Below are 24,486 nucleotides of genomic sequence, written 5' to 3'. Positions count from 1 at the left end.
AAATTCGCAATAAAAATATATCCCCCTAAAAATTAACTCTTAGAGGGATATATTTGGCTTAATCTCTTTCCAATGAATTATGAATTTTGTTTTGTAAATCTTGCATAATAGATTTATTCAACCTATTCATAAATTCCTTGTAATAACCTGATTGGTAATGCGAAAAGGTATTTCCAAATGGATGGTTATAATGCCCTATATAATTAGTATCCTTTAAATCAAGAACCTTGCAATTTGGGATACAATTTACGAACCACCCGTTAAGTATATCCCAAAAATAATTATTTCTTTTTATTATTTCTGGGCAAGAGAATTTTTTCACTTTGTTATCTCTATCAATATATTTATACGTGAACCCTCCCGTATTCAAAATGATACGCTCTTCAGGTAATATCTCTTTAACTTTTCGAGCAAACTTCTCCATATGTTCCTTCCATATTTCAAAATATAATTGATTATTGCTATGACCAATACGCTCATATTCGCCTAATTCTTTAAAATATGGACTTTCCCTAAGGACCAAGCTCGCACTAATATAACTCTCATCATTTAATTTAATTAAATCCCTAGCTGCATCTGCATACAAATCAACAATTAAGTAATCTGGTTTAGCTTCTTTTAGTTTATCAAAAAAATCTTTCTCAAAATCACAACGAATAAATTCTTTATTTTTATCCGTGACACCTTCTAATCTTTCCATATCAATATGAATAGGGTTTGACATGATACTTACAATAGAGGAGTGAAATTGTGTTAAGTTACAATTGTAATTTTTTTTATACCCAGGATTAAAATATTCCCCTGAATTAAATGCGTTACGGCTAAAACAAGAACCAAGAACAGCGATTTTCAATGACTCTTCTACCACTTTCCCCGAATCTAAAAAATAAATAGAAAATGACTTTTTAGCATTTATATAGGGTTTGAATTTCCATTCGTTATTTTCTGCCATCACTTCGTACATATAAAGATTTTTTTCTAATCGTTTTTCCGGCTTTAATTCTATATCTATTATCCTACCATCCAAAGTCGTTAGGCGAATAAAAATATCCCAAACATCTTTCTGACGTATTTTTTGTTTTTTTAAAAGCTCTGAAACATTTACGTCCATTTTAAATTTACCATTAAGAATATTTAAACCCTTTGCTATTTCATCAAAATAGAGTGGCTCTCCATTAGCTGTATAACGCTTTTTAAATACGACATATGTACCATTTTCATCAAAATCTAGTACATTATACTCTTTTGAAGAAATTTCTCCTTCAACATAAAGCGTATTATTTTCAAATTTAAAATCTGATGATTCAATAATAAATTCTTTTTCTCTAATAAAAAGCGCTAAATTATCTAATCCAGTAATATATGGCTTAACTCTAAACAAATCATTATGTTTGAACGTATGATATCTAAATTTCGACTTATTACTTATGGTATCAAGTAAGGGGATCTCCATTTCTACACCATTAGAGTCTTGAATTTTTACGAATGCATCCCATATCATATTTGAACTTAGTTTATAATCTTTAAACATTTGATCAATGTTCATTGAAAATTTAAAAATACCTTGATTTACGTTTGTTTCTAGCACCTTAGTTTCAGAGTATTCAAATAAGGATTCTTGTTCTCTCTTTTTTAATATTAAACTAACGATTTTCTCTTCTAAATTTACTTCCTGTAACTGCTCTAAATAGAAACTTACGTTTAAAGTCCCTTGATTAAATTCGGCATCTTGCATAAGTGCCTTAATATCATTCCGTATCACATAGATTGAAACACCCTTATATCCCGTAATATACGGTTTAGCTTTAAAAAGGTTATTATCTAATAAATAATATGATTTAGCTTTAAAATCCAATAAACTATCTGTTTTTAGTTTTATATATGTCCCATTGCAAATTAAAAATAGGTCCCAAATTAAATTATTTTCTACGGAAGCTTCCTTAAAAAGTAGATCGATATTTTTTTTAAAGCTAAAAGTCTTTCCGCTAGCTTTTATTGAAAAAAAATGATTTTCCGTATACTCTATACCATGCTCACTTTCACGTCTTCTAATAGAGAAAAAGCAACTTTCCTCCTCCAAAATAAAATCCGCTTTTCCATCAATGTATATACAACCATTATTAAAATTTATATTCGTTACAACTACATTCACACTAACATCTCCTATACTAATAACAAAACAAATCTTTTATTAATGATTAATTTGATGAGTAGCTTCATCAATAGTTCTCATCCATATTTTACCTATCTCATCTATTTCAAACCTTTTCACATTCTTTATAGCCCTTTTAGCAAATTCGCCCCTCTTCACAGGGTCATTCATTAACTCCATTAATGCCTTTGCAAGAAGCTCCACATTTCCTTCTTCTACCAAAAAACCATCCTTATCATGATCAATAATTTCACTTGGTCCTTTTGGACAATCAAAACTAACTACTGGTACTCCACATTGCATTGCTTCTATAATTACCATTCCAAATCCCTCAAACCTTGAACTCAAGGCATATAATGATGCTTTAGAAAGTTCTACATCTATATGCTGGGTAGCTCCCATTAGAATAACATGATTGTACAATTTATTTTTTTCGATTAATTCTTCTAAATTTGCTCGCTCTCTACCAGTTCCATAGATTTTAAGTTTCCAATCAGGATATTGCTTATTTACAATTTTGAAGGCCTCAATTAATAAATCAAAGCCTTTTTGCGGAACTAATCGCCCAGCAGCAGCAATTGTTTTAGATGTTAGAGAAGATACCCCCCCTCTAAGCTTTGGAATTGAATTTGTAATTTTCTTTACTTCTACTTTTCCGTTTAGAAGAAGTTTTTGATAATCAACTGTATCTTCATCTGTTAAAGTAGCTAAACAATCTAAATTAATATAGTGCTTTAATATAGATTTCTTTAACCTTTTAGGATAGATTGAGAAATTCAAATGTTCTTGTCCGATAAGATATATGCCTTTATTTGCATGCTTACTTGCAAATATATTAAAACTTGGCCTTGTTGTCACTAAAATCCCCGAATCAATACCTTTTAAATAATTATACATTTTAATATCCGTCAACAATGAAAAGAAATGATATCCTTCATCATCTGGATGAATTAACTTACTTTTCATCTTTAACATTCTATTCGCTATTCTCGTTTGAAATTGTTTATCACTTTTATTTCGATTTGCAACATCATGTAAAACGATAATTTTAATTCTTGGATCTATTTCAAAAAATGCTATTTTGCGATGACGAAAAACACTAATAATTTCAACGTCATAACCATTTTGTGCCAAATAATTTGTTACATTTAATACAGTACGTACTGTGCCACCCATTCCATAAATATCAAATACTAAAAAACGTATCTTCACAACCTTATCTCCTGTCTAAATTATTTTCCAATCATAGCTTCTATAGTTCTTTTAGAAGCGCGCCCATCTTCAAGATGACAGAATTTATCTTGGAACTTTTTATACCGTTCCGCATATTTTGCTTCTACCTTACTGATATCTTCTATTGTCTTAAATAGACGCTCCTGATTTAAAATAATCGGTCCTGGAGCTTCTTCTTGAAAATTAAAATAAAAGCCTCGAATTTGAGAACCATATCTAAATAAATCATAAGTAAAGAAAATAATTGGTCTATTTAAATTTGCAAAATCAAACATTACTGAAGAATAGTCAGTAATTAATATATCTGAAATTAGATATAATTCTTGGATATCGTTATAACTGGATACATTATAAACGAATTCTTCCAAACCGTTAATTTGAATGCGAGTAGCATCTCTATAGTGTAATCTTAATAACAATACGTATTCTTCCCCAAATTTTTCCTTAAATTTATTAAGATCAAATTTAAATTCGTAAGGCTTATGCTGATTACCATTATGAAAATCATAATCTCGCCATGTTGGTGCGTATAAAATAATTTTCTTTTTAGGATCAATATTTAATCTCTTTTTAATTTCATCGGATTTTTTATCAATGTCTTTATTGTAAAAAATATCATTTCTTGGATAACCAACATCTAACATAATCTTTTCGAAATTAAAAGCTCTCTTTAAAATTTTTGATGTATAACTATTAGGCCCTATTAAATAATCCCACCTCTCATTGCGCCTTAACAAAGCTGGAGAAGTATTCTCGGCATATGAAGGTGAATTTGGATCAATATCAAAACCAAGCTTCTTTAAAGGTGTTCCATGCCAGGTTTGCAAATGAACAGTCCCTTTTCTTTTCTCATAAAAGTCTGGGAAATTTCCATTATTAACAAAATACTTAGATTTTGCCATATAATAGTAATATTTAACCGAACCTGGTTTAACCACAATTGGTTTACCTGGTATTTCCTGCATAATATTATTAACTATCCATATAGCCTTCATATCACGCTTTTCTATTAACATTTGTTCATAAATTGCTCGCGGATTACATGAGTAACTTTTCCCATGAAAACTTTGAAAAATAATATATTTTTGATTAATAGGTAAGATTCTATTAAAAATTCGATATAAAGATTTGTCCCATTTATTAATAAATTTGCGGATTCTTATGATTTGTTTTAATCTATCTTCTAACGTTAAAATAATTTTCGAGGGATCTATGTTCATAGTAAATAAAGCTATGCCTCCATTAAGCTTAAATTCACATTCAATTAAATCAAAATTTATATCCGTTAATAACTTATCTCTTTCTTCTCCCTGTTGAATAGTAGACAAATCTAAAATGGCCCTAAATTTAAACTCTTGCTTTGTCTTTTCATTTTTCTCCAAATTCCATATAACCGGAATCTTATTTCTTTTTCCATAACTCCCTTTAATGGTCATACTTCCATTCGTTTGAACTGGGATCATTTTATTTGGAGTCTGAATATTTAATTTCCCTGATACAATCCATGCGTCGTTCTCTATTTTCACTTCCTGAATTGATTTCACATTAAGATATTCACGAACTAAAATGGAAACTTCATCGTGTAAAGTATAGTAGGGCTTTATGACAATAGCTCGTCCCTCTAAATCTGATAAAAGCTGCTGTGGTATGTTAATGACCTTTTGCTTATTTGCAATTCCATCTAGACGTGTCACTAAGCGATAAAAATGATTATTAATTTTTAAATATATATCCCATATTCCCTTGCCAAATAATCCTTTAGATACAAGATCCTCTAAATTAAACGTGTGTGCATAATTAAACCCATCTAACTCAATTTCAAATTCATATTTTTCTTCCGTATTACGTTTTTTTATAATTAAACTCGTAGGTTCTTCAGAAGATTTCTCAACCATTTGTTGCTGTATAACTTCTCCTACAATTGTAATTTGATTATCTTCGGAGTAAATACAATTAACTTCAGCTTGTAAATCTTCTCTAGTTAATAATATATAACCTTGATTACTTTCTTGATCTGTACTAAATAATACTTTTTTAATACCTTCTAATGTATTTATAATGGCACAGTTATTAAACACCATATTAGGTGAAATAATTACTGGCAGTAAAACAACCTCTCCTTTATGCTCCATTTCGATAAAAATTTGAGTGGATTTATTGTTTTCTAACCCGTATGTATTTTTTCTGAAGTCTAATTGCACACTAAATCCCGTCCAATCATAGCTTCCACCTGATTGACCATAAAAAGCTGTTACATCTGTTCTTTTAACATTATTAACGGGTATCTTCCAAGTATTATTTTCTGAACGCATAACTAATTTTTTTGTTATTTCAGTTTCTTCCCTAGTGTTCCATGGTAGCATCAAGAAATACCCACTTAGTTCCAGAACCCCATTTTCTTTCAAATTAATTACCTCAACATCGAGATATGCACTACTCTCTTGAGATTTAAATGATAAATTCCCCTTCACTGTGGAATAACCTATAAAAATTTTATTTAATTCTTTAATATAAAAAGGGGAAAATTCAATAGCATCAGTTACGTCGTTCTTAATACGGAATTTGTTTATTTTCCCACCCACTTCAATTTGAAGATAGGCATCCCATATTCCTTTTGCAAGACTTTCAATATACTCATTCAGTTCAACTTGAGCATCCAATAACTCTGTATTATTTTGTATATTGGCACATACTTTAATTTCTTCTTTCGATTTTCGATTAACTAAAATGAAATAATATTTATCCAACCCTAGATTTCTAGTAATTCCTTCTATTCTCAATACAATGTTCAATTTTTGTTGAGAATACTTAATCTCTTGCAAAACACAATGGCCTTGTTCTTTAGGTAGCCATAAAAACCTTAAAAAATTCATTCCGCACCTCTTATATCTAAATTAGATTTATATTATATTTTGAATATTTCTCTTATAAAACTCTCACTAGAATTCCCTTTTGAATATTGGTTCCATTTCAAAGAGAATTCTTCTACTTTTGATAAATCAAACTCATTATTATTTATTATTGAAACTAACTCCTTTGTAGAATATACAACTGGTCCCGGGACTAAAGAATCATATTCACCTATAATTCCTCTTTGTTTTTTATATTCCTCTAAATCATAAGGATAGAAAACCATGGGCTTCTTTAACAAACAAAACTCATATGGGATTGAAGAATAATCAGTAATTAGAATATCAGTTACCAAGAACAAATCATTAATATTTGGATACATTGAATAATCATATATAAATTGCGAGTGCTCAATTTCATAGTATAATTCTTCCTTTATTGCTGGATGTAATCTAATAAACAATACGTATTCTTCATGAAATTCTCTATACATTTCTTCTATTTCCAATTGTAATTTAAAAGAATTTATTTCGTTATCTCTAAAAGTTGGAGCGTATAATATTACTTTTTTATTTATCAAATTTGGATTTTCCAAAAACAACTTTTTTTTAATTTCTTCTTGCCGAATTCGATTAAAAAACAAATCCGTTCTCGGTATACCTGTCCGTACCATTTGATGATGGTCTACTGAGAACGCACTCATATATATATCCGCTAATAATTCAGATCCCACAACAATTTTATGAAAGTTATTATAAACCCTTTTAAATCGTTTTTGAGCACGTTTACTTCTTTTATTAAAATTTGGATCTAATAACCCGAATTTCTTTATAGATCCTGCTGCATGCCAAAGTTGAATGCATTCCGTTCCTTCTTTAAACTTAATAGCAGATAAAAAACCAAAATAATTGTCAATAATAACATATTTAGATGTTGTCAAATGATAAACAGCTTCAATCATATTCACTATACTTAGTGTTTCAAATTGATAAGACTTCACTTCAGGATAATCTTTTAATTTATATTTACAAGTAGGTTTATATAAGAACACGACATCTAAATCAATTTTTTTCTCTCTCATTTCTTCGTATATAGAGAGTGCATTCTCCCCATATGACATAATAAAAGTCGCTTTTTTTTGAATTGGAAACACTCTGAAAAGATTAAATAGTAGTCTAAATATTGTAAGGTATATAGCAATTTGTATCTCTCTAATCATAAAAATTATCTAGCCACTAATAATAATTCCTGTTTAATCTTTGTCGTTGAAATACCTGCTGTACGTGGTAAATACTTAACTTCGCAATGAGGCTTTAAGAAATCAAATTCACCTTCCCAATCATCGCCCATAACAAATAAATCAACGTCATGCTCTTGAACATCTTTTTCTTTTTGTTCCCATTCATGTTCAGGAATTACTTCATCTACGTAACGAACCGCTTCTAAAATCATTTTGCGATTTTCATAACTATGATAAGCTTTTTTTCCCTTTAGTTTATTAAATTCATCTGAGGATATAGCCACAATTAGATAATCCCCTAAGTCTTTTGCTCTCTTTAGCAGATTGATATGTCCCCAGTGTAATAAGTCAAATGTTCCATATGTAATTACTTTTTTCATAATTTAATTGTCCTCCTGCGAATTTTTCTAAGAATAAAAAAACAATAGGACCTTCCCCGCATCATTATTCAAATAACAAAAGCCCTATGTAAACCAATAAGATTTACAAATTATTTACATTAAGTTCACACGAAATTCACACTAGAGATTATAACATACTTTTTATTGACCAACTATTACAATTAATATGCATTTTATGTAATATATGCATAAAGAAAGCGCTAACAATGCTTATTTGTAAGTGTCTTTCCAGTATATCTTATTATATAAAAAAACCAGAAAAGAATTGCTTCTTTCTGGTTTTTTATTTACAATTGAATTTTTTTATCTCAAAGCACGCTTTGGTAATTTATCGATATTCTCTAACATAATACCTGTACCAACCGCAACACATTGCATTGGGTTTTCAGCAATTAATACTGGTACTTTTAGTTCTTCTGCTAGAAGCATGTCGATACCGTGTAGTAAAGCCCCACCGCCTGTTAGAATAACACCGCGGTCGATAATGTCCGCAGATAGTTCTGGTGGCGTGCGCTCTAGTACGCCTTTTGCAGCTTGTACAATGATAGCCGCGTCTTCTTTTAGTGCTTCTGTAATTTCTTCAGAGCATACTGTAATTGTACGTGGTAAGCCCGTTACCATGTCACGTCCGCGAATTTCAAGCTCTTCGCTACGTGCACCTGGGAATACTGTACCAACTTTAATTTTAATATTTTCTGAAGTACGTTCTCCAATTAATAGCTTATACTTACGTTTAACGTAGTTTAAGATCTCCATATCAAACTTATCGCCAGCCATTTTGATAGAGGAAGAGGTAACAATATCACCCATAGATAGTACAGCGATATCTGTTGTACCTCCACCAATATCAACAACCATGTTACCGCTTGGTTGGAAGATTTCCATACCAGCACCAACTGCGGCTACTTTTGGTTCTTCTTCTAAAAATACTGTTTTACCACCTGAACGTTCAGCAGCCTCACGAATTGCTTTTTGTTCTACAGATGTGATATTTGTTGGACAGCAAATTAAAATGCGAGGTTTTGAAAAGAAGCTCTTCACGTCCAATTTGTTAATGAAATACTTTAACATTGCTTCTGTAATTTCGAAATCTGCGATTACACCATCTTTAAGCGGACGAATTGCTACAATATTACCAGGTGTACGTCCCACCATACTTCTTGCTTCTTCACCTACTGCTAATACTTTCCCACTATTACGATCAATTGCCACAACAGATGGCTCATTTAATACAATACCTTTGCCTTTAACATGAATTAATACATTAGCCGTACCTAGGTCAATTCCGATATCTCGCGCAAACATTCCCGTCATTTCCTCCTCGATATTCAAAATCAGGTTACACCCGAATTCTTTTACACCTAATTTCTGATTTTATCATAAATTTAACAGAAACGTAATATTCGCAAAAAGAATTCTTCTGAAAAATATTACCGAATTGAAACGGAATGTTTGCGATCGCATATTTATTGACGGACCGGCTTTTCTACATCTTCTTTTCTATACTTTTGTTTTGTTGCTTCTCCGCCTCTTAAATGACGAATAGACTTATGATAATCAAGAATTTCTTTCACTTCATTTGCGAGCTCTGGATTAATTTCTGGTAGACGTTCCGTTAAATCTTTATGGACTGTACTCTTTGATACCCCAAATTCCTTTGCAATGACACGCACTGTCTTTCTTGTCTCCACGATATACTTACCAATCTTGATAGTTCTCTCTTTGATGTAATCGTGCACACCACTCGCCTCCCTAAATTGGATGTGAGAAGTGTGAAATGAGCCTCGCTGCATACGACTAAGAAGTAAGTGTGAGTGCTGTTTGTAAGCGTTAAACATTCTTGGATTTATAATGAAATGATTCACGATTTCTCACCTCAAACACTCTCTTTGCTTTGGTTTATACCATTGTATTGCCCGCACTACTGATATATGCTACATGTTCACTATTTTTAAGGACTAAGTACAAAAAATTTTATTTCAAGAAAAAATCTATTCTTTAAACAAAAAAGCCTATTAGAATTTAAATATAATTCTAATAGGCTTGAAATTTACTTATTTGGAACCTCATATTCACCTGAGACTATTTTCTCAAAGTTATCCATTTTAGTATCCGCTGAAATAAACCAACGTTTTATTTCTAGGGGATTATTTTCTGGTGTCGCATATCCTTGTAGACTAGTGAATGCTAACTCCATTTTTAAATCTTTTAATATTTGGAGCGTATCTTTATTGTACTTTCCAAATGGATATGACATATAATTTGACTTTAAAACATCTTTACTTTTTAATATATCATTTTTAACTATTTGATTTCCCTCAACAAGTATAGCCGCTGATCCATTCTTAAATTTATGTAAAGTATGTGTATGACTTCCAAATTCAAATACATCTTTCATTTTATCCATTTCATTCATACTTAACATTTGAAAGGTTTTAGGATTAAATTTTTCTTCCTTATTACTTATTCTAGATGTAACTGCAAATGAAGTAGCATGCATTTTATATTTTTTTAAAATTGGATACGCATATACATAATTTGATTTAGAAGTGTTATCGAATGTGATTAAGACACTTTTCTTAGGAAGTTTCTTTTTATTTTTTATAAACTGATTAAATTCTTCCAAAGTAAGAGTATGATACTGATTATCTGCTAAATACTTCATTTGTTTTTCAAACATTCCTACTGATACCGCAGTTGTTTTATCTTTTAATACTGGATTTTGATTTTTATCATTATCTTTTGTTAAATAATAATATTGCAAAACCGGCACCTTTTCTTGCTTACCTGCAGCATTCATTTTATTAAAAATAAAAAATCCAATCCCAGCGATTAATGCTACTACAACCGCTATTAAAATAAATAATTTTTTCGAACTTTTGTTTTCTCTAGCTTTCATTAAACTTCCCCCTCAACCACAACAAAAAAACACAGTATTTTAGAGTCCTACTGCATTCAAATATCGTTTTCCTATGTAAAAAAATCACAATTATTATTATACGGCCTAGCTCTAAAAATTCCAATAGGTGTACCAAAAGAAAAAGACACTCTTTCTTGGAGTGTCATTCTTCTCGTTCCAACTCTTCTTCTAACAATTGATGGTGGGGAACTTCTTTCTTACTGGCAATATAATAATATAAAGTGAATAAAACAAACAATAAAATAATAGCAGTCGACAGAACAAATAAAAATGACACAGTATCCCCTCCTGTTTGTAATATATATTCGAGAATCTCGTCATATTTCCTTGTTATTGCAACTTTTTTCTCGAAATTGAGTATTTTTATATAAAGTGAAACTTTAATCAGTGGGCGCCATTTCCCACTGATTCTTAGCCTTCACCAATCGGGCTTTTACGGGCAGTTGACCCCAGGCCTAACTTCTTAGCTTTCACTGAATTTTGAAGTAGGGGTCTTACTGCCCGTTAATGCGGGGTAAAAGTAAAAAAATCAGCTCTCTAGTGAGAACTGATTTTTTCACTTTCTTATTCTTGTGAAGAAGAACTGTTAGATGATTCTGTAGAACCATTTGTTGATTTTTCTTCTTTCTTCGGTTCTTCTTTTTTGTCACTAGTCGAACCGCTTGTTGATTTTTCTTCTTTTTGAGACTTATCTTCTGTTTTACTTTCTGGTTTCGTGCTTGTTGACTTCTCTTCTTTTTGAGATTTTTCATCAGCCTTTTTACCAGAAGCATTCGTTGCTTTTGCAGCACCCGCATCAGCTTTAATTTCTGCTACTGACTTATTTAAGTAGCGCTCAGGGTTCACAGCCACATTGTCTTTACGTACTTCAAAGTGAACGTGAGAACCTGCTTCTTTATTCATTGCACTTAGACCGGATTTTCCTAATACTTCACCTTGTGCAACTCGTGCACCTTTTTCTACTTTCACACTGCCTAAGCTTTGATAAGAAACTGCTACACCATTTCCGCTATCAACTGTTACAACATAACCAAGAAGTGAATCTTTTTCAGCTTTCGTTACTGTACCACTTAAAGCAGCAGCTACATCGAATTCTTTTCCATTCTTCGCAGCAATGTCGATTCCTTTATTTGGGGAATATGTGTTGTTATAAAAGACAAGTGCTTTTTCTTGTTCCGCCTCAGTTGCTGCATCTTCATAGAATTTCTTCTGTACGACTACTTCCGCATTAGCGGCAGCTGGCATTTTCACTACTTCTGAAGATTTCGTTACTGGTACTGCTGGATCTTCCGATTGTGTATACGGTGTTGCTTGATCTTGGTTCGGAGTCTTCTTTGGATTAGCCCCCTGGAACCATAGCGCAACCATTAAAATTACCGCTGCACAAGCAATGTACAGTGCTGGAAACACCCATCTTTTTTGAAATAAATGTACTACCTTTTGCGACTTTTTATTATTTCTTCCTCGCATTCCATCATCACCTCAGCAATCATTTTGAACAATATTCACGTATCCTATACAACCTATAACTAATTACTTTTCGACAAAATCTGTAAAAATATGTATAAGAATTGTAAAATTTCCGAGGAAATGATAGAAAAAAGAAAAAACTGAGCATTTCAGCTCAGTTTTCAGTCCATTTGTTTCTTTCTATACACGAAGAGTGTAATAACAAGTACCGCAACTAACCAAATTATTATGTTCAATAAATTACTAGTAATTGCACTAAAACCCTCCCCTTTTATAACACTGCTAACTGCCACACCGATATGACGAGTTGGTAAATAATCGATTATTTTTGTAACGACTTCATTCTTCACAAACATTCCAATTAAATCACCGAAAAGAAATATCATTAATATTGGCAATCCAATTGTTGATGTTTGTGGTACATTTTGAGCTAATAATCCAATACAAGTACCAATAAGGTTAAATATTAGCATTCCGAGAACAAAGATAAGTAATAATAATGCAAAATTACCTTCTAATTTACCTAAAATAAGTAGATTAATAAAACAGATTGCAACTGTAATCAGACCTGTTAATGAACTTTTACCAATTAATACTTCAATTGATGATGCTGGTGATAGCATAAGAACACGAAGCGTATTTTTTTCCTTTTCTTCGGCAATGAGCATTGCCTGTACAAAACCTCCGACCATAACTAACGTCATCGCAGTTAATGAATTCGCTCCAATTTCTCTCATATTATCTGAGCGACTAAATAATACCGAAAAGACAAGTGGCATTAACAACATAATTAAAGTTTGTGAATTCGTTTTAAAATCTTGTAACTCTTTCCGAAAAATAGCTGAAAATCGTCTCATTGAAAATGTCATTATAATCCCCTCCCAGTAACTTCAATAAAGATATCGCCTAACGTTGGCTCATAAGAATGAATGGATAATAGTTCTCCTTTTTTCATCCACTCTGAAATACGTTTTGCACCTAATTCATCTTTTTGTACCGTTTCTTTCTTCTTATCCTTTAACACGACTTGTATTTGATCTTTCGCGTATTGTAAGCGAAGGTTCTCCGGTGTATCAAGCGCTACAATTTCTCCGCCACACAGAAAGGCAATGCGGTTACAAAGCGTTTCTGCTTCATCCATGTTGTGCGTCGTTAAGAAAATCGTCGTTCCTTCTTTATTTAAGTCTTTTAAGATTTTATGAATGTTTTGTACGTTAACTGGATCGAGTGCAGATGTTGGTTCATCTAAGAAGAGAATATCTGGTTTATGAAGGATTGCTCTAGCTAGTGTAACGCGCTGCTTCATTCCTTTTGATAGTTTCTTTACTAATGTTTTCTTATCATCTAATAAGTTCACTTGCGCTAACACTTCATCAATCCGCTCTTTTTTGCAATCGTATAAGTCACAAAATAATAGTAAGTTATCATAAATGCTAAGTCTTTCGTATAAGCCGCTATTGTCTGTTAAAATACCAATTCGTTTATAGTCGATGCTGCTTGGTCCGGTAATATCTTTACCTAGTACCCTCACTGTTCCAACGCTATGCAGCAATTGAGAAGTTAAAATCTTTACTGTTGTTGTTTTTCCAGATCCACTCGGCCCGAGGAATCCAAAAATTTCTCCTTGCTTCACTTCAATATTTACATTTCGAAGTGCCGTTTTTTCGTTGAAACTTTTCATTACATCTTTCATTTCAATTGCCAATGTCATCTCGTCATCCCCTTTGTTTTTTCTTTTATAGATGAAAGTCGCTTTAGCGCTTTTCGTTTGTTTGTTTCGCTTTTCTTGACTCAATCATATGAAAAACAAAAGGGTTACGCAGTAAAATACCGGTAAAAGGAGTATTTTTACCGGTGAATGAATCGTATTTTAAGCTTATTGGAGCAATTTTTATAGCCCAATCACACCTTTTAATTCATCCATTCGTCCTTTTGAAAGCGGGATTGAACTTTTTCTTTCATCATCCAAAATTAAGCTGAAACTGTTACGAGTCCACGTAATGACTTCTCGTACTCTTTGTAAATTCACAAGGTACGAGCGATGACATCTAAAGAACCCGAACCCTGTTAATCTCGCTTCTAGTTCACTTAATGTTAATGCACATACGAAATCACCTTCGCGCACATGGATATGTGTCACTCCGTTTTGCGTTTCAATAAAATGAATTTCCATCGGATCAAGTAAAATGATTTTATCGTTCACTTTCGCTGGAATTCTTTCAAGTTTCATTTGCGGAATCATTTGAACAACCTTTTCTTCATCCACCTCTTCAATTTCTTCTTGTTCGATTTCTATTTTCTTCACACCATCATTGTTTAATATGTATACATCTTCTGTTAACGAAAGGGCGTCCGATAGAAAGGATGACGTTATAAAAATCGCCTTTCCTTTCTCCTTCATTGCCATAATCGCTTTTCGAATAATAATCGTACTCTCTGTATCTACATTTTGCTCTGGCTCTTCTAGAATAACTAAATCCGGATTATGAACCATAACTCGCCCGATATGAAGACGGCGTTTCTCTGAAAATGATAGTTTTTCTATTTTAACGTTTAACTTATCTAAAAGGCCGACATATTGTACAACTTCTTCCGTACTCATATTCGATTCATAAAGACCTATTAAAAACTTAAAGTATTCCTTCACCTTTAAACGATCATATGCTTCATCTTTCAAAAAACAAAAACCGATGCGGGAATAATTTTTCTTTCCAATCGATTCTCCCTCAAATAGCACGTTGCCAGTTGAAGCTTCTTCCTCACCAATAATGATGCGGTGCAATACTTTAGCTGTATGGTTATTACATTGCAAAACAACGCATTGTCCCTTCTCAACCTTCAGTTCAACTGCCGGTAACTGGTTCGTCTTCCCTAATTGTCTCAACTCCAATAACGCCATTCTGTCTCCCCCAAATACTTTTTATCCTATTATACCAAACAATTAATGGAAGATTTAGATATTTTATGAAGTATCATAAAAAGAAGGCTATCCAAATGAAAGGATAGCCTTCTTCTCTAGTTTTGCTCTACATACGTCTTGAGCTGATCACGCAGCGCTCTCTTTAAGAATTTCCCTACAGATGTTTTCGGAAATTCTGCTTTTAGTAAAGCATACAGATCTTCTCTTTCTACTGCTTGTCCCTCTTTTAGTAAAACGCAAGTAAACGGGACGTTTTTCATGCAGCACCGCCACAACAGATGCTTCTAACACTTTATCATGTGACATTAAAGCATTTTCTAAATCTACGGAAGAAATCCATTCGCCTCCACTTTTAATTAAATCTTTCGTACGATCAGCAATCTTAATACATCCTTCCGAATCAACCGTGACAATGTCTCCTGTATAGAGCCAACCGTCTTTCATTGATTCTTCTGTACGTTCATCCTTATAATAGCTTCCAGCGATCCATGGGCCCCTTAAACAGAGTTCTGTCATCGATGAACATTGACGATTTTTTAATATATCAACGATTCGACAAGGAACCTATCTACTAACAAAAGAAAACCGTCCCAACATAGCTCTTGGAACGGTCTCTTTTCCCCCTACTTCTTCACCATTAACTTTCCTTCATAATCATTCATCGACTTTATTTCGACACCCTTATAATAATGAGCAACGATATCTGTATATTTCTTACCTTCCGCCGCCATACCATTTGCTCCGTATTGGCTCATGCCAACGCCGTGACCGAATCCCTTCGTTGTAACGACGATTTTATCCCCTTCTTGTTTCCATGTGAAGTCAGAGGAGCGTAAATCTAACTTTTCACGAACTTGCTTTCCTGTTAATGTTTTCCCTTGAAATGCTACATCTTTTACTCGCTTTCCTTCCGTAAGATCTTTAATATTTCCAACCTTCCCGTCTGCCAACACCTTCACACCGAGACGCTTTTGAAAGTCAGCTACTGTAAAGGTTTGCTCGCTCGTAAATTTTGGAGAGGCTTGATCCCACGGACTATCTACGCTCTTTAAGTACGGATAATCATTTCCCCAATAATCAGCTGCATTTTCTGTCCGGCCATTACTCGTTGAGAAGAAGGATGCTGAGATTGGTTTTCCATCATACGTTAAAACTTGTCCTGCGGTTTTCGAAACAGCTTCTTCGATTTTCTTCAAATTATTTTCGTAGTTATTACCCCATTGTTTCTTCAATTCTTCTTTACTTTTGTACACTTGATCTTTCACCGTATCTGTCACGTCCGCATTGTTTTTCTTTCCTCCGCTTAGCATACGCTGTACCACAAATGTTCTCGCTGCTAATGCCTGCGCCTTTAGCGCCTCTATTTCAAAACTGGCATTCATCTCAGAAGCTACTACACCGGTCACATACTCCTCCATAGGTAATGTATCTACCTTTTTCTGTTTCTCACGATATACAGCAACTTGAACCGCTGTATCCACTTTCCCTGGAGCTGGTATACTTTCTATCGCTGGAGGAGTTTTAGAAGCTGCTTCTTCCCCTACTTTTGCTTTCGCAAACGGAATAACAAGAGCAGCAGGTACAATGATAACGAGCGCTATGAGAAGCGCTACTGTGATAAAAAGTGGCTTTGAAAATTTCATCTTATTTCCCCCAATATCCAAAAGCTTTACTCCATTCATTCTTATGGAACAACTCTTCCTTTTAGAACATACTTAAGGGGGAAGCAGCTAAAACGAAAATTTTCTAAATATTTTTACTGGTACGTGCATAAGTATAGAATTTATTGACTATAACAGTAATAACCCAAAAAAATAGTCCCTACGTCAAAAGACGTAGAGACTATTTCAATTAAGCGTGAAGATCAGAAACTTCTTGTTCTTTCACTTCTTCTACTTTTTCGTTTACACGTTCAATAGTTGCACCTAATGCAGCTAATTTCTTATGGAAATCTACATAACCACGGTCAAGATGCTTTAACTCAGTTACACGAGTGTAACCTTCAGATACTAAACCAGCTAAGATTAATGCAGCAGCAGCACGTAAGTCAGTTGCGCCTACTTCAGCACCTTGTAAGCTGTTTGGACCGTTCATAATAACAGAACGACCTTCGATTTTAATATCAGCATTCATACGACGGAATTCTTCAACGTGCATAAAGCGGTTTTCGAATACCGTTTCTGTAATCATACTTGTTCCATCAGCTTGTAGTAATAATGCCATCATTTGTGATTGCATGTCTGTTGGGAAACCTGGGTGAGGCATAGTTTTAATATCAACCGCTTTTAACTTATCTGGGCCGATAACACGTACACCTTCATTTTCCTCAATAACTTTAACACCCATTTCTTCCATTTTCGCTGTAATTGAGCGTAAATGTTCAGGTACAGCATTCTCAATTAAGATGTCTCCACCAGTAATTGCCGCTGCAACCATGAATGTTCCCGCTTCAATACGGTCAGGAATAATAGAGTGGTTTCCACCATATAATTTATCAACGCCTTCGATACGAATCGTTCCAGTTCCAGCTCCGCGTACTTTCGCTCCCATCGCATTTAAGAAGTTAGCTAAGTCAACGATTTCTGGTTCTTTCGCTGCGTTTTCAAGGATTGTTGTCCCTTTTGCTAATGTAGCTGCAGACATAATGTTTTCTGTCGCGCCCACGCTTGGGAAGTCTAAATAAATTTTAGCTCCTTTTAGTTCTCCCTCAACGTATGCCTCAACAAAACCATTACCAACCTGTACTTTTGCTCCCATTGCTTCGAAGCCTTTTAAATGTTGGTCAATTGGACGTGAACCAATTGCACATCCACCAGGAAGTGCAATACGAGCACGGCCGTTACGTGCAAGTAATGGTCCCATTACTTGAACAGATGCACGCATTTTACGTACATATTCAAATGGTGCTTCAATGTTTAGTTCTTTAGAAGCATCGATTGTTACTTGGTTATTTTCAAATACGACTTCAGCATTTAAATGACGTAATACCTCATTAATTGTGTATACATCAGACAAAACTGGTACTTCAGATAGTACATTCTTTCCATCACTCGCTAATAGGGCTGCAGCGATTATAGGTAATACAGCATTTTTTGCGCCCTCAACACGCACTGTGCCGTTTAACCGCTTTCCGCCACGGACGATGATCTTTTCCAAATTATTCCCCTCCGTGTCCTTTTTTCAGTATCTATTCACTCAATACTCAGAAGTTATGATCGGTGTGCCAACCACAATTGTATCTTTGTTGTCTGTAGAACGTATTGCTATTTGCACATTTATTTTCTCTCTATTTGTTGAAAGAGCGTCATCCCACTTTTTATTGTATGCGGAGACTGACACAAATGCTCTTTCTTCTATCTGTTCGATCGCTCTTGCTGAAAGATCTTTCAAAAACTGATTGGTTTTATTTTGCAAAACACCTTCAATCTTATCATTCAGTACACCTTGAACACAAGTGTAAATTATAGGTTTTTCACTAAAAATTTTATTTGTTTTCTGAATGTACTTCGGGTCCCATTTCGCCCCGCTTACTTCAAAAATAATGAAAGTGTTTTCTTTAGTATTTTCCTTACTCCATGTTACTACTACTCGTTCTTCATAAGAAGAAAACTTTTTATAGGATGTAGCTTTATATCCATCTGGAGATTGCTCTAATTCCCACTTTTGAATATTCGCCTTGTCCTTCACATCGTTTAACAACTTTTGAAACGTATGTATATTAGAAATTGTTTTTGTTTCTCGCGCTAACCATGACCACTTCTCTACTTTAGCATCATTTTTCTCTAAAGTTGCAATCATGCTCTCCATTTTCTGTTCATCGCTGATCGGTTTCATCTCTCTATATCCAACCAAAAATAAAACAACACTTATCATAACAATAAGAATGGCTTTAAGCTTCAATTTCATCCCCTCCTATCCCCATTGTTAACGGAGATATGAGGTTCTATACACTTACTTTACTAAATACGTTAAACTCTTTGAATAGCCTAAATAATCAAGGAAAAAGTTACTTACAGATGTCCCAATTGCAATTGTAATTAGGATGAGTAACACTCGCGTCTGCATCACCTTTCCAGACTTCATTAAACGCTCAATGTGAACACCTTGTAAGGCCCACCACGTAATGGTAATAAACAATAAATGCGAAACAATGGCAATCAGTGCTTGTTGCCCTAAAAGATGTGCCAAAAAATCGACCCCTTTTTACCCAGCTACTACTTACGAAATACTATAAAAACGATACCATGATAAGTAGGAGCCACACTTTTTCAAATACAAATAAACATCTTACATTTCACATCGTAATTTGCTCTCAAAAAACATATACCTACATGCATTTTCAATTGTAATTCACACAAAATAAAAAGCGCAGAGTAACAACTCCACACCTTTTATTTTCACTATTGTACCACGTTCCCTAAGAAGAAGAAATCCTTCATTAATGGAAAATATTCATAAAAGAAATTGTATCCAATCATCGGCATAATCCCTAGTATTACAATCGAGATTGCACAAAGGCTCATAACAACCTTTATATTCAATGGCAAACGAATTTTCTCTTCCACTTCTCCCGTCCGGAAAAACATTTGCTGTAGAATACGGAAATAATATACGAATGAGATGACTGTAGTCCCCATCATAATAGAAGCTAGTACGTAATGAGCTGGCTCTACATGCAGTGCACCTAAAAAGATGTTAATTTTCCCGATGAAACCAGCCGTTCCTGGTATCCCGGCCAACGATAAAATAAAAATCGTCATTACTATCGCTGTAAATGGCGACCTTTTATATAATCCAGTGAAAATGGTGATATTTTCTTTGTCGCTTTGTAAGATTAAGCCGTGGATAATCGCAAATGCGCCTATATTCATCAGCATATACGCAAGCATGTAAAACCACATGCTATCCATCGTAAATGGCGATAATGCGACAAGCGGAACAAGTAAATACCCCGCATGTGCGATTCCCGAATAGGCAAATAGGCGTTTTACGTTATATTGCTTTAACGCTACTACGTTTCCAATAATCATCGTAATACTCGCTAGTACTGCAATGTATATGCTCATACGTCCGTATAAAGATTGCATGTCTCCTTGCACCGATACACTTGCAAAAACCATGAGAAACAGACGAATAATGAGTAAGAATCCAGCAATTTTAGAAATCGTCCCGAGAAAAGCAGTAACAGGCGTAGCCGCTCCCTCATACACATCTGGTGCCCACATATGAAACGGCACTGTCGCAATTTTAAACGAGAGTCCAACGAGTAATAGTAGCAATGCGAGAGCTAACAATAACTGAATACCACCAGCAAGCTCCCCTGCGAATACTTTTTGCATGTCCACGATATTAGTTGATCCTGTAATACCGTATAAATAACTCATTCCAAAGAGCGTAATTGCCGTGCCAATACCTCCATTAATGACATATTTCATGGCCGCCTCGTTTGACGCACGGTTCCTTTTTCGTATTCCTACTAAAATATATGAAGAAAGTGAAAGCAATTCTAAACCGACGAAAAGTGTAATGAGGTCGATACTAGAAGCCATAAACATAGCCCCAAGAAGTGCCATTAAAAATAAGTAATAATATTCTCCCTTATCTTCAATTGGATTCTTCTTATCATCGCTCATGGCGGTGCATAAGATGAGGGCCGCTCCGCCTAATAACAACGTTTTAAACCCTTTTGAAAACCCATCTAACACAAACGATCCATTTAGAATATCTCCTGTCGGTTCATCGTATAGCGTGATTAACGACACGATTGCTAATATGACGGCTGCGATTGCACTAAGCGCTACATATCTATGATTCAACTTAAAAAACAAATCACATATGGAAAGAAGGATGGCAGCTCCGAGAATAATGAATTCTGGCACCATGAGATGCCATGATAAGCTAAGTAACGTATTCATATCCATCCTACTTCACCCCCAATGTTTTCAATGTATTTTGAAGCGGATCCCCTAGTATTTCTGGCATTACTCCAATTGCAATAATGCAGAAAATAAGTAGCAATATAGGCACATACTCCCAACCGTGTATATCAGCTTTCGCCTCCCACTCTTTCTTACCAAATGTTACTTGAAGTGTCGCTCTCAATACGTATACAGCGGTTAAAATGATGCCAAGTACACCGACTGCAGCAATGACTGGCTCCCCTTGGAATAAACCGAGAAAAGCAAGAAACTCGCTAACAAATCCAGACATTCCTGGCAATCCAAGCGATGCCATTCCTCCCGCTAAGAAGAAGCCGCTAAGTACCGGGACACTTTTTGCGAGTCCGCCAAGCGCTGTAATGTCCGAAGTTCCAAAGCGCTGTTCTATAACGCCAAGTAAGAAAAAGAGTAAGGCTGCAATTAAACCGTGAGACACAACTTGGAATAGTGCCCCTTGTGTACCTGGTGCATTTAACGCCGCGAGGCCCATTAATACGATGCCCATATGCGAAATACTAGAGTAAGCAAGTACCTTCCGGAAGTCCGTTTGGATGAGCGCTAAGAAGGCTCCGTACAATAAATTCATGACTCCTAAAATCGCAATAAGCATTGCAAACTCGCGAAAGTATTCCGGGAATAGCCCCTTTCCGAAACGAATCATACCGTATGCCCCAATCTTCAGTAAAACGCCCGCATGAAGCATAACTACAGCCGGATGCGCTTCAACATGCACATTGACCATCCAGCGATGTAGCGGGAAAACGGGTAGTTTAATCGCAAAGGCAATCATTATGGCAAGAAACAAACCGAACTGTAAGCTGCTTGAGACAGCCATTCCTCCCCCAGCACCTACACTCGTTAATATTTCTTTAAGCTCTGTAATATTTGTTGTACCTGTTTTTGCAAATAAAACTGAGAAAACGATGAGTAAAATAGCGGAGCCAATACCGTTATATATTAAATAACTATAAGCAGCCTTTTCACTCGACAATTTCCCCCACTTTCCAATTAATAAAAACATTGGAGGCAACGTAATTTCAAAGAAGATAAAGAACAACATTAAATTTTGAGCAGCGAAGACGCCGAGCATCCCTATTTCTAACATGAGTAGCAGCATATAAAAGGCTTTCAAGTTTCTTTTAATAGTAAATGCCGCAATTGCTGCAAGCATCGCTAGAAGAGCTGTCAGCACCATCATAACGAGCGATAAACCATCAATGCCGAGCTCGTAATAAATGGAAAACCATCTTTTATCCACCGCTGCAAAATCCCCAAATTTAATCCATTTCACTTTTTCATCGAATAGCGACAAACTCTTTCCAGAAGCATATGTACAAGCGAGGACGATAGCGATTCCAAATGGAAGCGCCGTCCCAAATAAACCAAGCGCTCGGACAGTACGCGATTCTTTTTTTGGCGTTAATACAAGTAAGAGAATTCCTAAAAGCGGGGAAAAAATGAAGAACGTTAATAACAAATCATTCATCGTAAATCCCCTCCCGTATAGAGCAAAATAATGACGAGTACTGCAAGCGAAACAGCTGTTACAGTGCCGTACACTTGTACATTTCCGTTTTGGAGTCTAGAACCGAGTCCGCTTAGCCCTTTAATTAGACTCCCTATTAAAACGGCAATTCCTTCGACTACATACACCTCAAATAAGCGAAGCACATGGGCGATTCCCTTCGTAATAGGGAGCACCGTCATATTGTATAGTTCATCCACATAATATTTTTCTTTCAAAAGGTTATAAAGAGGTGTTCCATCGCCACCAGCCCAATCTCTAGAAATAGATTTCTTACCATATATAAAATATGCGAGAGCGATTCCTGCAAATGAAACGATAGTCGCTACGATCATAATCCAAACTGGTCCGTGTGCCTCTCGCACTTTAAATGCTACATCTTTCGTAAGCCAGTCCCCGAGGAATGTCCCAAACCATGGTGTATTCATATAACCCGCCACTACGGCGAGAACGCCAAGGACGATCATCGGATACGTCATAACGCGGGGCGATTCATGCACATCTTCCTTTGTCTTTACTTCCCCAGTAAAGACAAGGAAGTAGAGCCGGAACATGTAGAATGCTGTTAAGAACGCTGCAATTACTGCTAATATGAATAAAACGTAATTGCCATTCATCCAAGTCGCCGCTAAAATTTCATCTTTACTAAAGAAACCTGAAAGGAGCGGAACCCCGCTAATTGCAAGTGTACCGATTAAAAATAGTGCACCCGTTACTTTCATCTTCTTCTGTAAACCGCCCATTTTATTAATGTCTTGCGTATGCACTGCATGAATGACACTTCCTGCCGCCAAAAATAGTAGCGCTTTAAAAAAAGCGTGTGTCGTTAAATGGAAAACACCAGCTACATAACCAGCAGACCCTAACGCAAGCATCATATACCCGAGCTGACTAACTGTAGAATAAGCAAGCACTCTCTTTATGTCCGTTTGTACAAGACCGATAGAAGCCGCAAAGATCGCAGTGAAAGCTCCAACGATTGCCACCGTCTGCATCGCCACCGCACTTGCTGAAAATAGTGGAAACATCGTCGCCACTAAATATACGCCAGCTGCGACCATCGTCGCTGCATGAATAAGTGCCGAAACAGGCGTCGGCCCCTCCATTGCATCTGGTAACCACGTATGAAGCGGGAACTGACCTGACTTCCCCATCGCCCCGATAAAAATTAATATCGCTGTTATTGTAATCATCGTAGGGGTAAGATCCCCCGTATGAATCGCCCTAAATATTGCGTCATATTCAAAACTACCTGCATGCCAGAAAATTAAGATCATCCCAATAAATAAACCGACATCTCCAATACGAGTCATAATAAAAGCCTTTTTCGCAGCAACCTTCGCTTCTTCTTTAAAGAAATAAAAACCGATGAGTAAAAATGAACCAAGGCCGACTAACTCCCAAAATATATAAAGCTGTAATAAATTCGGTGATATAACGAGCCCGAGCATCGCAAATGTGAAGAGCCCTAAATAGGCATAGAAGGTTGGTAATCTTTCATCACCTTTCATATAACCTTTCGAATACACATGTACAAGTAAACTCACAAGTGTAACGATAAACAGCATTAAAGCCCCTAATGCAGTCACTTCAAAGCCAAATGATATATCAATATCTCCCGTTCTAAGCCATACCCACTTATGCTTCAATCCTACTTTCGAAAACCGTTCTACTAATACAAGTACCGCAAATATAAAGGAGAGAAAGACGAGGAAAATACTAAGTACACTGCTTCCTTCTCTAATTTTCTTCCCGAATATAAGTAATAAAAAAAACGAAACAAGCGGGAAAAGCGGTATGAGCCATGCATAATCGATCATTGTTTCCTTCCCCCTT

General features: G+C 35.1%; 20 protein-coding genes and 1 pseudogene. All 21 read right to left on the bottom strand.

All coding sequences use genetic code 11. The annotated features are described in order from the left end of the window. Positions 1-58 precede the first annotated feature (58 nt). On the bottom strand, positions 59-2,152 hold the full coding sequence (locus AC1DMU_RS16350; RefSeq protein ID WP_088064850.1) for a DUF6270 domain-containing protein: 2,094 nt from the start codon (positions 2,150-2,152) through the stop codon (positions 59-61). Between the two features lie 39 nt (positions 2,153-2,191). After that, positions 2,192-3,364, bottom strand: a complete 1,173-nt coding sequence (locus tag AC1DMU_RS16345; RefSeq protein WP_088064851.1) for a glycosyltransferase family 4 protein — start codon at positions 3,362-3,364, stop codon at positions 2,192-2,194. A 20-nt stretch (positions 3,365-3,384) separates the two neighbouring features. Further along, positions 3,385-6,258, bottom strand: a complete 2,874-nt coding sequence (locus AC1DMU_RS16340; RefSeq protein WP_088064852.1) for a CDP-glycerol glycerophosphotransferase family protein — start codon at positions 6,256-6,258, stop codon at positions 3,385-3,387. Positions 6,259-6,290: 32 nt separating this feature from the next. Continuing rightward, positions 6,291-7,454, bottom strand: coding sequence for a CDP-glycerol glycerophosphotransferase family protein (locus AC1DMU_RS16335; RefSeq protein ID WP_088064853.1), 1,164 nt, complete (start codon positions 7,452-7,454; stop codon positions 6,291-6,293). 5 nt (positions 7,455-7,459) lie between these two features. Then, on the bottom strand, positions 7,460-7,855 hold the full coding sequence (tagD, locus tag AC1DMU_RS16330; protein WP_088064854.1) for a glycerol-3-phosphate cytidylyltransferase: 396 nt from the start codon (positions 7,853-7,855) through the stop codon (positions 7,460-7,462). A 324-nt stretch (positions 7,856-8,179) separates the two neighbouring features. Beyond that, positions 8,180-9,181 (bottom strand): rod shape-determining protein, encoded by a 1,002-nt coding sequence (gene mreB / locus AC1DMU_RS16325; RefSeq protein WP_076541461.1) that lies wholly within the window; start codon positions 9,179-9,181, stop codon positions 8,180-8,182. Between the two features lie 161 nt (positions 9,182-9,342). After that, complete coding sequence (gene spoIIID, locus AC1DMU_RS16320; RefSeq protein ID WP_000544012.1) at positions 9,343-9,615, bottom strand: sporulation transcriptional regulator SpoIIID; 273 nt, start codon at positions 9,613-9,615, stop codon at positions 9,343-9,345. Between the two features lie 311 nt (positions 9,616-9,926). Then, positions 9,927-10,775, bottom strand: a complete 849-nt coding sequence (locus AC1DMU_RS16315) for a polysaccharide deacetylase family protein (RefSeq protein WP_088064855.1) — start codon at positions 10,773-10,775, stop codon at positions 9,927-9,929. 163 nt (positions 10,776-10,938) lie between these two features. Beyond that, on the bottom strand, positions 10,939-11,073 hold the full coding sequence (locus AC1DMU_RS16310; protein ID WP_000008907.1) for a hypothetical protein: 135 nt from the start codon (positions 11,071-11,073) through the stop codon (positions 10,939-10,941). A 287-nt stretch (positions 11,074-11,360) separates the two neighbouring features. Continuing rightward, a complete protein-coding gene (locus tag AC1DMU_RS16305; RefSeq protein ID WP_088064856.1) occupies positions 11,361-12,266 on the bottom strand; it encodes a stage II sporulation protein SpoIIQ in 906 nt (301 codons plus the stop codon). Positions 12,267-12,427: 161 nt separating this feature from the next. Next, positions 12,428-13,135, bottom strand: a complete 708-nt coding sequence (locus tag AC1DMU_RS16300) for an ABC transporter permease (RefSeq protein WP_088064857.1) — start codon at positions 13,133-13,135, stop codon at positions 12,428-12,430. Beyond that, a complete protein-coding gene (locus tag AC1DMU_RS16295; protein ID WP_000170848.1) occupies positions 13,135-13,977 on the bottom strand; it encodes an ABC transporter ATP-binding protein in 843 nt (280 codons plus the stop codon). The genes AC1DMU_RS16300 and AC1DMU_RS16295 overlap by 1 nt, the downstream gene beginning before the upstream one ends. Before the next feature lie 180 nt (positions 13,978-14,157). Further along, positions 14,158-15,165 carry a LytTR family transcriptional regulator DNA-binding domain-containing protein gene (locus AC1DMU_RS16290; RefSeq protein ID WP_088064858.1) on the bottom strand — a complete coding sequence of 336 codons (1,008 nt, stop codon included), beginning with the start codon at positions 15,163-15,165 and terminating at the stop codon, positions 14,158-14,160. A 116-nt stretch (positions 15,166-15,281) separates the two neighbouring features. Next, positions 15,282-15,702: pseudogene (locus tag AC1DMU_RS16285) on the bottom strand (AMP-binding enzyme); the annotation flags it as partial. A 107-nt stretch (positions 15,703-15,809) separates the two neighbouring features. After that, on the bottom strand, positions 15,810-16,829 hold the full coding sequence (gene spoIID / locus AC1DMU_RS16280) for a stage II sporulation protein D (RefSeq protein ID WP_088064859.1): 1,020 nt from the start codon (positions 16,827-16,829) through the stop codon (positions 15,810-15,812). Positions 16,830-17,037: 208 nt separating this feature from the next. After that, positions 17,038-18,342, bottom strand: a complete 1,305-nt coding sequence (gene murA, locus AC1DMU_RS16275) for a UDP-N-acetylglucosamine 1-carboxyvinyltransferase (RefSeq protein WP_000411269.1) — start codon at positions 18,340-18,342, stop codon at positions 17,038-17,040. A 39-nt stretch (positions 18,343-18,381) separates the two neighbouring features. Then, positions 18,382-19,086, bottom strand: a complete 705-nt coding sequence (locus AC1DMU_RS16270) for a YwmB family TATA-box binding protein (protein WP_370513119.1) — start codon at positions 19,084-19,086, stop codon at positions 18,382-18,384. Between the two features lie 51 nt (positions 19,087-19,137). Then, positions 19,138-19,374 (bottom strand): DUF1146 family protein, encoded by a 237-nt coding sequence (locus AC1DMU_RS16265; protein WP_000940744.1) that lies wholly within the window; start codon positions 19,372-19,374, stop codon positions 19,138-19,140. Between the two features lie 212 nt (positions 19,375-19,586). Further along, complete coding sequence (gene nuoN, locus AC1DMU_RS16260) at positions 19,587-21,101, bottom strand: NADH-quinone oxidoreductase subunit NuoN (RefSeq protein WP_350453585.1); 1,515 nt, start codon at positions 21,099-21,101, stop codon at positions 19,587-19,589. Between the two features lie 7 nt (positions 21,102-21,108). Then, the gene (locus AC1DMU_RS16255) at positions 21,109-22,611 is read right to left on the bottom strand and encodes an NADH-quinone oxidoreductase subunit M (protein ID WP_088064861.1); all 1,503 of its coding nucleotides are present in this window, start codon (positions 22,609-22,611) and stop codon (positions 21,109-21,111) included. Beyond that, on the bottom strand, positions 22,608-24,470 hold the full coding sequence (nuoL, locus tag AC1DMU_RS16250) for an NADH-quinone oxidoreductase subunit L (protein ID WP_088064862.1): 1,863 nt from the start codon (positions 24,468-24,470) through the stop codon (positions 22,608-22,610). Before nuoL ends, AC1DMU_RS16255 begins: the two co-directional genes overlap by 4 nt. Positions 24,471-24,486 lie beyond the last annotated feature (16 nt).

The sequence above is a fragment of the Bacillus sp. 01N45 genome, assembly GCF_056399205.1.
Note: the sequence above shows the minus strand (reverse complement) of the source record. Positions and strands in the feature narration are given on the sequence as shown.

What these genes read in the sequence shown, in the direction of transcription:
- AC1DMU_RS16340 (WP_088064852.1), bottom strand. Translation starts at nt 6,258, where the DNA reads ATGAATTTTTTAAGGTTTTTATGGCTACCTAAAGAACAAGGCCATTGT.
- AC1DMU_RS16335 (WP_088064853.1), bottom strand. Translation starts at nt 7,454, where the DNA reads ATGATTAGAGAGATACAAATTGCTATATACCTTACAATATTTAGACTA.
- tagD (WP_088064854.1), bottom strand. Translation starts at nt 7,855, where the DNA reads ATGAAAAAAGTAATTACATATGGAACATTTGACTTATTACACTGGGGA.
- mreB (WP_076541461.1), bottom strand. Translation starts at nt 9,181, where the DNA reads ATGTTTGCGCGAGATATCGGAATTGACCTAGGTACGGCTAATGTATTA.
- AC1DMU_RS16315 (WP_088064855.1), bottom strand. Translation starts at nt 10,775, where the DNA reads ATGAAAGCTAGAGAAAACAAAAGTTCGAAAAAATTATTTATTTTAATA.
- AC1DMU_RS16305 (WP_088064856.1), bottom strand. Translation starts at nt 12,266, where the DNA reads ATGCGAGGAAGAAATAATAAAAAGTCGCAAAAGGTAGTACATTTATTT.
- AC1DMU_RS16300 (WP_088064857.1), bottom strand. Translation starts at nt 13,135, where the DNA reads ATGACATTTTCAATGAGACGATTTTCAGCTATTTTTCGGAAAGAGTTA.
- AC1DMU_RS16295 (WP_000170848.1), bottom strand. Translation starts at nt 13,977, where the DNA reads ATGACATTGGCAATTGAAATGAAAGATGTAATGAAAAGTTTCAACGAA.
- AC1DMU_RS16290 (WP_088064858.1), bottom strand. Translation starts at nt 15,165, where the DNA reads ATGGCGTTATTGGAGTTGAGACAATTAGGGAAGACGAACCAGTTACCG.
- spoIID (WP_088064859.1), bottom strand. Translation starts at nt 16,829, where the DNA reads ATGAAATTTTCAAAGCCACTTTTTATCACAGTAGCGCTTCTCATAGCG.
- nuoN (WP_350453585.1), bottom strand. Translation starts at nt 21,101, where the DNA reads ATGAATACGTTACTTAGCTTATCATGGCATCTCATGGTGCCAGAATTC.
- AC1DMU_RS16255 (WP_088064861.1), bottom strand. Translation starts at nt 22,611, where the DNA reads ATGAATGATTTGTTATTAACGTTCTTCATTTTTTCCCCGCTTTTAGGA.
- nuoL (WP_088064862.1), bottom strand. Translation starts at nt 24,470, where the DNA reads ATGATCGATTATGCATGGCTCATACCGCTTTTCCCGCTTGTTTCGTTT.